The sequence below is a fragment of the uncultured Anaerovibrio sp. genome (assembly GCF_947302755.1).
Taxonomy (GTDB): Bacteria; Bacillota; Negativicutes; order Selenomonadales; family Selenomonadaceae; genus Anaerovibrio.
The window spans coordinates 1-12,659 of record NZ_CAMYWM010000073.1; the positions used below are offsets into that span (position 1 = coordinate 1).

A 12,659-nucleotide genomic window follows, 5' to 3' on the forward strand; every position below is an offset into this window, starting at 1 on the left:
CCAATCAGGGGGCTGTACCTCAGGGAGCTCAGTCCGGGACCATGGCCAATCAGGGGGCTGTACCTCAGGGAGCCCAGTCCGGAGCGGTGGCCAATCAGGGGGCTGTACCTCAGGGAGTCCAGTCCGAAGCGGTGGCCAATCAGGGGGCTGTACCTCAGGGAGCTCAGTCCGGGACCATGGCCAATCAGGGAACGATGCCTCAGGGAACCCAGTTCGGGACCATGGCCAATCAGGGAACGATGCCTCAGGGAACCCAGTCCGGGGCTGCAGCCAATAGCGGTCTGGCTCAGACGGCTTTAGCGGGTGAGACTGCTGGAACGCCTTCGGGAAATCCGTCTGCTTCAGCTGCTGCCAATATTCCTGGCCAATCCTCCCAGGCTGGTCAGCCAATATCCAATGCTACTACTCTGTCCCCCAGTAATGGCGGTGCCGGACAGCCGGGTTCTGCTTCCATGACCCAGACAGTCCAATCGGTTCCGTCCGGTCAACCTGGGGCCATGTCCCAGGAAGCTCAGCCAGCTCCATCCGGCCAGCCGGCAGCCATGGCTTCGGGGGCCCAGTCTGCTTCCGGCCCGGCCGGTATAGCCGGTCAATCGGCTCAGTCAGGTCAGCCAATTCAGGCTGGTCAATCCCTGGCCAATTCCGGCACCATGTCTGCCGCAGCCCCAAATCAGGCTGGTCAGTCCGGTCAGCCGGTTCAGGGCAATACTGCTGTCCCAGCCCAACAGCCTACATGGACAAATGCTCCGGGTAATCCGGCAGCATCGGCTCAGCAGACCGGTGACTATAGCGGGGCCAATCCTAATCTTCCTGGGCGTGAGCCTATAAATATGCGCCTTAATAGCATCGGTATGGCCTATGAGGGCACCTCGGCAAGAATGAATGGCTCTATGGAACAAAATCCCCTGTTTAGGAGTATTTTTAATCGCTTTGGCTCTCATCAGCCAATAGAAAATAATAATGCTTCTGCAGGGAATACCGGTAATCAGTATCAGCTTCCGGCCATGGACAGTCAGCAGGTGGCCCTGGCCCTGAAGGATGCCGGTCAGCTGATAATGAAAAATATGGAGCTTTCCCCCAAGGAGGCTCAGCTCCTGAATAATTTTATCAATAAAAATCAGGGAATATTATCTGAGCAGGATGCCAAGCAGCTTAATTCCCTGCTCCGCACCATTGAGGGGAATATACCTGCCTCGGTGCAGCAGGCAGCTCAAAAAATGGGCTTTGACAGCTTGCCGAAGCTGTGGGCGTTTATGCAGCTGGCAGATATTGGTACACTGAAAAAAATGAAGGGATACCAATATAGAAATGCCAGCAAGGAAATAACCAACTTTACCAATGCTGTAAAGGGGTCCATGGATAGTGACGGTGCCTTTAAGGCCGACGGGCAAAAATCCATTTCCTATATGATGCCGATTTATGTGGGGGATGGCACCCTCAGTTATCCGGCATATTTACATATTTATGATGAACCGCCCCATGAGGACGAATATGGTGTAACCCGCAAGGACACCTGGTTTAGAGTCTGTGTGCTGACAGATGAAATAGGGGCCGTGGATGTTGTTTGCCGGTTATATGATGGGAATAATTTGAACCTTAGGGTGGTGTTCTCGGACAATGAGGCCGTAGACGAATTTAAGGAATATTTACCGGCTATCCGCAAGGCCCTATATGATACGCCGATTAATTTGACGGATTTAAGAATAGGAACTGTAAACCATGATGAATAAAGGAAGGCGGCCTCAGGAAGAGCCGGAAATGGATCCTTTGGCAGAGAAAAAGGCCGTAGCACTGAAATACGACCCGGAAAAAAATATGGCACCAAAGGTGGTGGCCAAGGGCAAGGGCCATGTGGCGGAAAACATTTTGGAGGCTGCGAAAAAGGGCAAGGTACCCGTTTATCAGAATAAATCCCTGGTAAATATGCTTATGGCCCTGGAGCTTGATAAGGAAATCCCGGCGGAGCTGTATACCACCGTGGCAGAAATATTGGCCTATGTATATAGGATAGACCAGCGGCGCAAGGAACAGCAAAATCAGATGCCGCCTATGAAAGGCATATAATGAACAAGAAAATTTTGGGAAATAAGGGGGAGCAGGCTGCTGCCCAGTATTTGGAAAATCACGGGTATGTTATCCGGGAGAGAAATTACCGGGCCAAGACCGGGGAAATAGATATTATTGCCAGCAAGGGGGATACCATATCCTTCGTGGAGGTAAAGACCAGAGGCACCATGAAATATGGGGCCCCGGCCGAGGCAGTAAACTATTTCAAGCAGCAAAAAATAGTCCGTACTGCCAAGATGTATATACGGTATAAGGGACTTCACGATTGCCTTTACCGCTTTGACGTGCTGGAAATCCTGGCTCCTAAAAGCGGCACTATGAGCTTCAGGCTTATAGAGAATGCCTTTGAAGCCGGGTAATCGTGGGGATTTTGGAGGAAGTATGAAAATTATTGTAGGAATAACGGGGGCCAGTGGCAGTATTTATGGCCTTCGTCTCATAGAGGTGCTGAAGGAGGCCGGCCATCAGGTACATGTGGTGCTCACCGATAGCGGCAACAAGGTAGTGAGGTTTGAGTGTCCTGATATTTATGAGAGAATTTTAAGCAGTGCCGACCTGCTGTACGATGTACATAATATTGGGGCATCCATTGCCAGTGGTTCCTTTCGGGCCGATGCCATGGTGGTGGTGCCTGCTTCCATGAAAACCGTGGCCTGTATCGCCACCGGGGTTACAGATAATCTCCTGACCCGGGCCGCCGATGTGATTTTAAAGGAGGGCCGCCGCCTTATAGTGGTGCCCCGCGAAACTCCTATGCATGCCGGACATCTGGAAAACCTCCTGAAGGTGTCCCGTTTGGGGGCTATGGTAATTCCGGCCTGCCCAGGCTTTTATCATCAGCCCAGGACACTGATGGATTTGGTGGATATGCTTGTTGGAAAAATTTGCGACAGCTTAAACATAGATAATGATTTATTTCGTCATTGGGATGGAAATATGTGATAAATTTTGAAGGTTAGAAAACTAACCTTCTTTTTTATTGTTTTCTATTTACAAAACAAACATTATTTGATAAAATACAAACAGCTTTTAAAATATTAATTAAAAGGAGTGACTGTTATTATGGAAAGAAATGACAAAAAAGAAATTACCTGTGAAATTAAGGAGGAGTTCGGGGTAATTGCTGAGGACAGACGAGGCTGGCACAAGGAACTGAATTTAGTTTCATGGAATCACCTTAATCCGAAATATGACATCCGGGAGTGGTCTCCAGACAGAAGCCGTATGGGGAAGGGGGTCACCTTCACCAAGGAAGAGATTGTGGTGCTGAGAAACCTGTTGAATGAACTGGCAATCTGACAGACATGATATGTCAATAAGGTAAACATAGCATGTCAATAATGTAAAAGAGTGGAGGACTCACTGATGGGGTCCTCCATTTTTTATTGAAATTTCATAATGACAGTTACAGAAATAAATGACAGTTACAGGAATAAATGCTGTGATGACAGTGGCCGAGGCTCTCCGTGAATATATTGATACAGTGCCGCCGCACACTCGTGATTTCCGTCATGAGTTAGGCGACGCATAACATATGTCATTGTGTGAGGCACTAGACCGTATACACTTTGATATACATTATGGCTTATTGACTGATTTTTTGTAATCTTATGATTATTGAACAAACGTAAATGTGTATTTTTAAAAAAATTCATTTTTTTTACAATTTTGGCAGGAATTATGAAAGGTATGTAGAATTAGATAATCATGTTCAGAATAACTGAACGGAATTTTAATTTTATGTTGTGCACTGAGGGGTGTGCAGAAAAACGAAAGGGGTAAGTTTATTTATGAAGACAAGCAAGAAATTGGCATCCGCATTAATCGCACTGGGATTGGCATTTGGTGCTGTAGGCGCTGACATGGCTACTACCGAGGCAGCTACTGTGCAGGAAATTGCACAGATAAATGTTAAGGCCGATGGCTCCAATTTCCAGTATTGGAATCAGGATTCTGCTTCCTTTAAGGCATTGAAGGCTTATGTTCAGGATGTTACCAATCCGAACAGCCCTAACTTCATTCCTGTAAAGGATCGTGTATGCGTATCTGATATGGATGGTACTTTCTACGGTGAGCTGGCACCTACTTATTCTGAGTGGTATCTGTATTTCCATCGTATCTTCAATGACCCAACCTACAACCCAACCCCAACTGAAAAGGCTTATGCTTTGGAATGCCTGAAGGCAGCCAAGGAGGGCAAGATTTCCGCTGACATGGATGAAGGTGAGGACCGGGCACAGTCCTATGCTTTCCAGGGGATGTCCATGGAGGACTTTGACAAGTATGTAGATAACTTCTTCAGCAATGCTCCGCTGGATGGTCTTACCAACTGCACCTTTGCCGAGGCTTTCTATCTGCCAATGGTAGAGGTTATTACCTATCTCCAGAACAACGGCTTCAACTTCTACGTTGTAACCGGTACTGACCGTCAGCTGGTTCGTCAGGCGTTGAAGGCTCCTATTCCTTCCATCAATGCTGACCATGTAATCGGTACTGACAGCTTACCTGTTATGGAGCGTCAGGGCTGGGCCGGTTCCCAGTACTTCCTCTTTAATGAGGACGGTGCCAAGGATAAGGTTATGCGTGGCCCATTCCAGTTCACTGACAACAAGGCTGGTAAGGTTCAGAACATTGCCAAGGAGATCGGTATTCAGCCGGTTATTGCCCTTGGTAACTCCACCTCCGATGGCTCCATGCTGAACTATGCACTTGCTAACCCTAAGTATAAGAGCTTCGCCATGGGCGTATGCTGCGATGACAGCGTTCGTGATTGGGGTACTCAGGCCAAGGGCGACAAGTTCAAGGCTTTCTGCGAGAAGTATGGCATTACCCCAATTTCCATGGCCAAGGATTGGAAGACCATTTATGGCTACAATGTAACCAAGACGGCTTCTCAGGAATTCCAGAAGGCTCCGGTATTCAATAAATAATTCTCCCATAGACCAGAAAAAAACAATATTGGGCTAAAGAACATGCATTGAGGCATGTGGGGCTGTTTGTCAGGTGAGCTGTTCAGCTGGCAGGCAGCCTTTTTCTATTGTATTGATTTTAGTACAGGCAGCTTTATTCTATTGTATTGATTTAATACAGGCAGCCTTTTTCTATTGTGGTGATTTTATATTGAACTGTTATGGCATTATATGTATAATATTCTAGGTGGTTTTGACGCCACATTTTTTGTGTGCAAAAAACTATGGAGGGTTATTTACCCGCGGAAAGGAAGTTATGATATATGGAACTGGATAGCCTTTCTTCACTGGAAAAACGTGAGATTTTATTTACAGATATAAAAAATGCCATTGAGGTGGCCTGGATAAATAACGCCAAGCTGCCCAACAATGATGCAATAATTCGTTCTGTACTTACGGCCTCTGATATTGATTCGGCTGAGGCGCGGCTAAGGCGGTTTGCTCCCTTTATAAAGATGATTTTTCCTGAGACCGTGGAGGCAAAGGGGATTATCGAATCGCCCATTATTGAGGTGCCGGAGCTGAGGAAGGCCCTTAATAGGGAAAAAATCGGGGCCAATCTGGCAGGAAGACTTTACATGAAAATGGACAGTGAATTGCCTATAGGCGGTTCCGTTAAAGCCAGGGGAGGCGTATACGAGCTGCTTAAATATACTGAAGGACTGGCGGTGGACAACGGTGTGCTGGACAGCTACGAGGATGACTACTGTAAGCTGGGCAGTCCATCGGCCCGGGCCTTCTTTGCCACGAGAAAAATTCATATCGGTTCTACAGGGAATTTGGGCCTCAGTGTAGGTCTTGTGGGGAAGGCTATAGGTTATGAAACCATAGTTCACATGTCTGCTGATGCTGCTGAGTGGAAAAAGGATATTCTTTGCAGCAAAGGGGTAATTATAAAGGTTTATGACGGGGATTACGGTGATGTAGTATCCAAGGCCAAGGCTGAAGCCATGGTGGATGCCAATGGTCATTTCGTGGATGATGAAGATTCCAAGGATATGTTTTTGGGCTATGCTGTGGCCGGCAAGCGTTTAAAAAAGCAGCTGCGGCAGCAGGGGATAGCAGTGGACAAGGAGCATCCTTTATTTGTATACCTGCCATGTGGTGTGGGCAGTACCCCGGGGGGCATTACCTTTGGTCTCAGGCAATTTCTGGGTGACCATGTACACTGCATTTTTGTTGAGCCTACCCAGGCCCCTTGTATGCTTTTGGGTATGGTGACGGGCTTGTACAATAACATTACGGTTCAGGATGTGGGCCTGTCCGGCAAAACCCATGCTGATGGCTTGGCCGTGGGTAGACCATCATCTGTTATAGGGGATTTTATTAAGCCCTTTCTTTCCGGTATTATTACCATAAAGGATAAGCGGTTATTTGATTATTTGCGTTTGCTGTGGGAGTCGGAACGTATTTTCATCGAGCCAAGCTCCTGTGCAGCCATTCATGGGCCCGTATGCTGGAGCCATTCCCCGGAAATGAGGGATTATCTGGAGGATAATAATCTGCTTCGGTATATGGAAAACGCAACACATATTATTTGGGCCACCGGCGGAGGACTGGTGCCGGAGAATATTCGTCAGGAGCTATTGGCGAAAAAAGTTTGATTTGGAGTTGAAAAAATGGATTTAATGGTACTTTCCCTTCTGGTGTATCTGTTGGGAGCGGTGACATTTATTTGGCCCAAAAAGGCTGAATTGGTGGCACACTATTTTGGTATGCTTTGCTCGGTTGCGGCCAGCTGTCTGGTGATGTTTTCTTCCCTGAGCTATCTTATGCTGTCTGACAGCACATGGCTTATCGATGTGGCCTGGGGACCCTATACGCTCCAGGCCGATGGCTGGAGCGGAGCTTTTCTTTTGATAACTGGCGTGGCCGGGGCGATTATCAGTATTTATGCCATTGATTATGGCAAGGGATATCTTGGCAGCAGAATCAGGGCCTTGGGGGCCTTTGGAATTTGTTTCTGCTGTCAATTGTTTTGGTGCTTATTGCCGGTGATGCCTTTACCTTTATTATTGCCTGGGAAATAATGGCCCTGGTTTCCTTCCTGCTGGTAAATCACGAGTCGGAAAAGAAAAAGACCGTCAGCGCGGCCTATCAGTATATGGTAATGACCCATATCGGCACGGCGGCCATCATGGTGGCCTTTTATCTGGTGGCCAGCTCGGCAGAAAGCTTTTCCTTTGTGGATATGAGCAACAATCAGCTTACGGGGTACATGAAGGATGTGGCCTTTATTTTTGCCTTTGGCGGCTTTGCCCTGAAGTCCGGCCTTATGCCCCTGCATATATGGCTGCCCAATGCCCATCCAGCGGCCCCCAGTCATGTATCGGCTCTGATGAGCGGTGTAATGCTCAAGGTGGCCCTGTATGGCTTTGGCCGTTTTGCCTTCCAGTTCATTGGTATGGATGTATTCTGGTATGGCCTTGTGGTTATGGTTATGGGCCTTGCTTCCGCCTTTTTGGGGGTTCTGTATGCCACCATGGAGGTGGATATGAAGCGTATTTTGGCCTATTCCTCCGTGGAAAATATGGGTATTATTTTCTCCGCCTTCGGGTGCGGCATGATACTTTATGCCATGGGCCTGCCCATGCTTTCTGCGGTAGCCTTTACCGCCGCCCTGGTTCATGGGGCCAGTCACAGCCTGATGAAGGGACTTCTTTTTATGAGTGCCGGCTGTGTAATGCATGCCACTGGCAGTAAAAATATTGAGCATATGGGCGGCTTGGCCAAACGGATGCCCTATACCGCCTTATTTACCCTGATTGGCTCCATGGCCCTTTCCTCCATGCCCTTTACCAGCGGTCTGGTAGGGGAGTGGCTTACCCTCCAGAGCTTTATAACCTTTGCTCAGCAGGCGGGAACACCTGAGCTGCGCCTGCTGGTGGTATTTGCCTTTATTGTGCTGGGACTGACTGGGGCCACGGCCCTGGGCTGCTTTGTCCGGATGTATGGCGTCGCCTTTTTGGGACGGCCACGTACCGGTATTGTGGAGAAGGCTCACGAAATGCCCTTTTTCATGCTGGCCGGCCTGGGCCTGGAGGCTGTTTTAATTATTTTGGTTGGTGTAATGCCTGATTTTCTGGTAAATATTATGCAGCAGGTGGTTTCCGGCAGAGGCATGACCCTTATGGGCAATCCCCTGGGAATTATGTGGGGCGGCAGCGGCCATTATGCCCTGTACAGTCCTGCCCTTATATTTATTGTATTTGCTGTTATTGGCGTATTTATGGTGGCTGCCGTATATCGGTCCTCTACCTTCCAAACCAGGGAGGTTACCTGGAATTGCGGTACGGAGCCTACCAGCCGTCAGCAGTATTCCGCCACCGGCTTCAGCAAGCCGTTGCGCCGGGCCTTTGACGGTATCTTAAATCCGAAGCGCAGAACCACCTATCTCCGCAAGGAGCACGCTTATTTTGGCCGCAAGCTCCATTATGAGCTGTCCATTCCTGATATGTTTAATGACAAGCTCTACAAGCCGCTCCAGCAGAGAATGATTAATTATTCCTCCGCCTTCCATAAGATTCAGGAGGGCAGTGTAAGTATTTATATTGGCTACACCATGGTGGCCATGATAGTTGTATTAATTTGGGGGGTACTATTGTAATGGAATATATGCTGACAAGTATCGGCCTCAGCTTAATACAGGGCTTTGTGTTATTGCTTCTTGCCCCATTGGTGGCCGGTATTATCAATAAGGTGAAGGCCCGCCTTCAGAAGCGGCAGGGGGCCAGTGTTTTTCAGGAGTATTTTGATATCTGCAAATGGTGGAAAAAGGCCACTATTTTGACTCCGTATACGGGTATTATTTTTGTATTGGCTCCGGTGGTATATTTTATGACCAGTTTTATGGCGGCCACTATGGTGCCGGGCTTTTTAACGGGCCAGTTCAGTATTGGGGATGCCTTTATCTTCGTATATATTTTGGCCCTGGGCCGGTTCTTTATGACCCTGTCCTCCATGGATGCGGCCACCTCCTTTGGCGGTATGGGCGGCTCCCGGGAAATTTATATTTCCGTATTGGTGGAGCCGGCAGTTATGCTGGCTATTCTAATTAACAGCATCCGCTACCATTCCACCACCTTGTCTGCCATGGTAATTGACTACAATGAGGCCTTTTTCACCGTATCTGCCGTATTGGCCTGCGTTGCCTTCTTTTTGGTTATGCTGGCGGAAAACAGCCGCCTGCCGGTGGACAATCCAGATACCCATCTGGAGCTTACCATGATTCATGAGTGCATGACCCTGGAGTATTCCGGCAAGCTGCTGTCCCTCATTCATTTGGGCAGCTATCTTAAGCTGGTGGTTTTTCTGACCCTGTTTGGGGCCCTTTATGTGCCCATTGAAATTCCCTTGGCCCTGAAGGTTCTTCTGGGGGCTGTGCTTATTGGCGTGGTGGAAACCCTTAACAATAAGATGCGCCTCTTCAAGGTGCGGGTGTATCTTGGTGCGGCCATTGTTCTTTTACTGTTGGCCATTGTGGCGGAATAAGGAGGTCACAGAAGTATGGATTATTTAGTGGTGTTCCTGGTTCTTGTGGTTTTCCTGCAAACAAGAGTTACGGATCTGAAACGGGCAGTTATCTGTCTGGCCAGCCAGTCGGTGATTATTGCCATTGCCTGCTTTGTCATTGGCTTTTCCCATGGCAGTGATATCCACGCCGTAATGCCCGGGGTGCTGACCCTTATTGTAAAGGTTATATTCATTCCCGGGGCGGTATATCGTCTGGTAAAGAAGCTGAAGAATGAGCGGGAAATTATTTCCGCCAGCAACGTAAATTATTCCACCATGGCGGCGGCCCTGTTTTTGGTGATGGGCTATGCCCTGGTGGAGCGCCTTATGCCAGGCTCCGCCGGCCGTGATATTGTGGCGGCCTCCATTTTGATGATTATGACGGGACTTTCCTTGATGGTGCTGCGCAAGCGGGCCATTATTCAGATCGTTGGCCTTATTACCCTGGAAAATGGTATCTATCTTCTTGGCCTGCTGATGACTGAAGGCTTGCCGTTGGTGGTGGAGCTGGGTGTGTTCCTGGATGTGCTGATTGCCGTGGTAGTGCTGGTTATTCTGACTTCCAGAATGCGTCTGTCCTTCATGACAACCGATACAAGCGTAATGAAAAAATTGAAGGGGTAATTTATGAGCTTTGATATACGAGAATTAATATATATAATACTTGCCCTGCCATTGGTTTTCAGCGCAGTTTCGGCGGCCAATTTTCTGGGCAGGAATGTACTGCATTGGTTGAATCGTTTGGTGGCAACCGGTGTAGGGGCAGCTATTGTCGTGCTGCTGATGACCTTTGAGGCCAATATTCCCTTTGCTGGTCAATACATCTATCTGGATGCCCTCAGCATGTGGATGCTTATTATAATCGGTATCCTGTATTTGGCCTTTGCCTGGACCAGTAAGGCCTATTTGGACCGGGATACCAATAAGCGGTATGGCTATCTTAGGCGCTTCGGTTATTTGGAGGGGCGGTTTTATGCCTTGTCCCATATATTTGTGTGGATAATGTTCCTGGTGGTGCTGGTCAATAATTTGGGCCTTATGTGGGTTACCATAGAGGCTACCACCCTGGTTTCCGCTTTGCTGGTGGCCTTTAAATTTACCCGCACCTCCCTGGAGGCTGCCTGGAAATACGTTATGGTATGTACTGTAGGTATTTGTTTGGCTCTGTTGGGCACCATAATAGTTTATTATATTCAGCTTACCACCATGGGCAGCGATAGCCCGCTGAACTGGCTGTATATGGTGGAGCACAGTAAAAGCATTGATCCGATGATGGCCAAGTTTGCCTTTTGCTTCCTCTTTGTGGGGTACGGCACCAAGATTGGCTTGGCGCCAATGCATGCCTGGCTGCCTGATGCCCATTCCGAGGCTCCGGCCCTGACCAGCGGCCTGTTATCCGGTTCCTTATGTATTTGCGCCATTTACGTGCTTATCCGCAATATCGTTATTCTCATGCCCTCCATCGGCATAGATTTTATCAGCGGCCTATGTCTCTTTTTCGGTATTTTCACCATTGCAGTGGCCGTGCCCTTTGTGGTGGTGCAGCGGGATATTAAGCGTATGCTGGCCTATTCCTCCATGGAAAACTTTGGCCTTATGGTGGCCGGGCTGGGGCTGTTTGTTCCGGTTGCCGCCCAGGCCATGCTGCTGCATATGTTTAACCATGCCCTGGTAAAATATTCCCTGTTTTATACAGCCGGTACTATCATGGAGGAGTATGGCACAAAGAATATGATGCGCATTCACGGCATGATGGTCCAGGTACCCCGGACGGCCTGCTTTTTGCTGCTGAGCATTGTGGCCATTCTGGGTATGCCGCCCTTCGGCGTATTTTTCAGTAAATTTTACATGATATATGGCTTCTTTACGGCGGCCCATCCCTGGTTGGGGGTCATTACCCTGATACTGCTGGCCGGTATGCTGATTGGTATTTTATATCATATTCTCCGGATGATGGGGGGACAGTCCAAAAAGAAATCCTCCGGGGAGCTGTTTGGTGTTGTCGATTCCCTGACCATTGCCGGCTTGCTGATCTTTAGTGGCATTGCCAGTGCCGGGTTAAGTGAAATTACCCTCCTTAACCGCCTGCTGGAGGCCGCGTCCAGAATTGTATTGGGAGGTGTTGCATAATGATGACGACTATAATGCCGGAGGCTATTTTGATGGCAGCGGAAAAAATGTCGGCTGGTGGCCAGCACCCTCTCACAGCCATGTTCGGGCGGGATGAAACCGCCCACGGTGTAGGCTATGTTATTTATTGTTATTTTGAAATCCCGGAGAATAGGACCATGGACGGCTTTAAGGTGGTATTTAATCCCAATGGCTCCTTGGAATATGACAGTATAACCCATGTGGTTCCGGCGGCAGCCTGGTATGAGCGGGAGATTAAGGATATGTTTGGCCTTGTGCCAAAGGGACATCCGGATCTTCGTCCATTGGTGCTTCACGAAACCTTCCCGGAGGACTTTTTTCCTCTGCGCAAGAATGTAAAGGTCAATGCCAGGGTACGTGGTGAGCGGCAGTTTAAGGTGCGTACCGCCAAGGGGGAGGGCCTCTTTGAGGTGCCGGTTGGCCCCATTCATGCCGGTATTATTGAGCCCGGTCATTTCCGCTTCAGTCAGGCCGGTGAGGCCATGCTTCAGCTGGATGCCAAGCTGTTTTATACCCATCGGGGAATTGAAAAGGCAGTGGAGGGCAAGACTCCCTATGAAGCCCTGCCCATTGTGGAACGCATCTGCGGGGCCTGCAGCATTGCCAATACCTGGAGCTTTTGCCAGGCGGTGGAACAGGCCGTTGAGGTGCAGGTGCCAAGGCGGGCAGAAATTATCCGTACCCTGCTGATGGAGCTGGAGCGCATTACCAATCATGTAGGTGATATAGGTAATATCCCTGCCGGTGTGGGCTTTAATCCGGCCATCAGCCTGGGCGGCCGCCTTAAGGAAAAGCTGATGCGCCTTTGTGAGGCCGTAGCCGGCAACCGTTTCCTGCGGGGGATGATTATTCCCGGCGGTGTGGCCCAGGATATTACCCCTGAGCTTAGGGAAAAAATCCATCAGGTCATGGATGAGGTGGCTGATGATTGTCAGCACCAATCCGACCGCAACTATTCAT

13 protein-coding genes are annotated in these 12,659 nt (G+C 48.9%); all 13 read left to right on the forward strand.

Translation table 11 applies throughout. The features are described 5' to 3' along the window. Window positions 1–1,730 (forward strand): hypothetical protein (locus Q0Y54_RS08080; protein ID WP_297966150.1); only part of this gene is annotated, 1,730 nt, incomplete at its 5' end. Then, entirely contained in the window at window positions 1,720–2,064 is a 345-nt protein-coding gene (locus Q0Y54_RS08085) for an EscU/YscU/HrcU family type III secretion system export apparatus switch protein (protein ID WP_297966152.1), read from the forward strand. The genes Q0Y54_RS08080 and Q0Y54_RS08085, both read left to right, overlap by 11 nt. Beyond that, window positions 2,064–2,426 carry a YraN family protein gene (locus Q0Y54_RS08090; RefSeq protein WP_297966154.1) on the forward strand — a complete coding sequence of 121 codons (363 nt, stop codon included), beginning with the start codon at window positions 2,064–2,066 and terminating at the stop codon, window positions 2,424–2,426. Before Q0Y54_RS08085 ends, Q0Y54_RS08090 begins: the two co-directional genes overlap by 1 nt. Window positions 2,427–2,448: 22 nt before the next feature. Then, complete coding sequence (locus Q0Y54_RS08095; protein ID WP_297966156.1) at window positions 2,449–3,009, forward strand: UbiX family flavin prenyltransferase; 561 nt, start codon at window positions 2,449–2,451, stop codon at window positions 3,007–3,009. Window positions 3,010–3,129: 120 nt separating this feature from the next. Next, window positions 3,130–3,366 carry a YdbC family protein gene (locus Q0Y54_RS08100; protein ID WP_297966158.1) on the forward strand — a complete coding sequence of 79 codons (237 nt, stop codon included), beginning with the start codon at window positions 3,130–3,132 and terminating at the stop codon, window positions 3,364–3,366. A gap of 491 nt (window positions 3,367–3,857) precedes the next feature. Next, a complete protein-coding gene (locus Q0Y54_RS08105) occupies window positions 3,858–4,997 on the forward strand; it encodes an HAD family phosphatase (RefSeq protein WP_297966160.1) in 1,140 nt (379 codons plus the stop codon). Between the two features lie 302 nt (window positions 4,998–5,299). Continuing rightward, complete coding sequence (locus tag Q0Y54_RS08110; protein ID WP_297966162.1) at window positions 5,300–6,640, forward strand: D-serine ammonia-lyase; 1,341 nt, start codon at window positions 5,300–5,302, stop codon at window positions 6,638–6,640. A 15-nt stretch (window positions 6,641–6,655) separates the two neighbouring features. Then, window positions 6,656–7,066, forward strand: coding sequence for a hypothetical protein (locus Q0Y54_RS08115; protein ID WP_297966164.1), 411 nt, complete (start codon window positions 6,656–6,658; stop codon window positions 7,064–7,066). Then, a complete protein-coding gene (locus tag Q0Y54_RS08120) occupies window positions 6,994–8,643 on the forward strand; it encodes a proton-conducting transporter membrane subunit (protein WP_297966166.1) in 1,650 nt (549 codons plus the stop codon). The genes Q0Y54_RS08115 and Q0Y54_RS08120 overlap by 73 nt, the downstream gene beginning before the upstream one ends. Continuing rightward, a complete protein-coding gene (locus Q0Y54_RS08125) occupies window positions 8,643–9,527 on the forward strand; it encodes a respiratory chain complex I subunit 1 family protein (protein ID WP_297966169.1) in 885 nt (294 codons plus the stop codon). The genes Q0Y54_RS08120 and Q0Y54_RS08125 overlap by 1 nt, the downstream gene beginning before the upstream one ends. A 15-nt stretch (window positions 9,528–9,542) precedes the next feature. After that, the gene (locus tag Q0Y54_RS08130; protein WP_297966172.1) at window positions 9,543–10,172 is read left to right on the forward strand and encodes a hydrogenase; all 630 of its coding nucleotides are present in this window, start codon (window positions 9,543–9,545) and stop codon (window positions 10,170–10,172) included. Between the two features lie 3 nt (window positions 10,173–10,175). Continuing rightward, window positions 10,176–11,678, forward strand: a complete 1,503-nt coding sequence (locus tag Q0Y54_RS08135) for a proton-conducting transporter membrane subunit (protein ID WP_297966174.1) — start codon at window positions 10,176–10,178, stop codon at window positions 11,676–11,678. Continuing rightward, window positions 11,678–12,659, forward strand: a 982-nt coding sequence (locus Q0Y54_RS08140; RefSeq protein WP_297966176.1) for an NADH-quinone oxidoreductase subunit C, incomplete at its 3' end; no start/stop codon positions are given. The genes Q0Y54_RS08135 and Q0Y54_RS08140, both read left to right, overlap by 1 nt.

Bases quoted from the DNA above. Each gene is read 5' to 3' on its own strand.
- Q0Y54_RS08085 (WP_297966152.1), top strand. From the start codon at position 1,720: ATGATGAATAAAGGAAGGCGGCCTCAGGAAGAGCCGGAAATGGATCCT.
- Q0Y54_RS08090 (WP_297966154.1), top strand. From the start codon at position 2,064: ATGAACAAGAAAATTTTGGGAAATAAGGGGGAGCAGGCTGCTGCCCAG.
- Q0Y54_RS08095 (WP_297966156.1), top strand. From the start codon at position 2,449: ATGAAAATTATTGTAGGAATAACGGGGGCCAGTGGCAGTATTTATGGC.
- Q0Y54_RS08100 (WP_297966158.1), top strand. From the start codon at position 3,130: ATGGAAAGAAATGACAAAAAAGAAATTACCTGTGAAATTAAGGAGGAG.
- Q0Y54_RS08105 (WP_297966160.1), top strand. From the start codon at position 3,858: ATGAAGACAAGCAAGAAATTGGCATCCGCATTAATCGCACTGGGATTG.
- Q0Y54_RS08110 (WP_297966162.1), top strand. From the start codon at position 5,300: ATGGAACTGGATAGCCTTTCTTCACTGGAAAAACGTGAGATTTTATTT.
- Q0Y54_RS08115 (WP_297966164.1), top strand. From the start codon at position 6,656: ATGGATTTAATGGTACTTTCCCTTCTGGTGTATCTGTTGGGAGCGGTG.
- Q0Y54_RS08125 (WP_297966169.1), top strand. From the start codon at position 8,643: ATGGAATATATGCTGACAAGTATCGGCCTCAGCTTAATACAGGGCTTT.
- Q0Y54_RS08130 (WP_297966172.1), top strand. From the start codon at position 9,543: ATGGATTATTTAGTGGTGTTCCTGGTTCTTGTGGTTTTCCTGCAAACA.
- Q0Y54_RS08135 (WP_297966174.1), top strand. From the start codon at position 10,176: ATGAGCTTTGATATACGAGAATTAATATATATAATACTTGCCCTGCCA.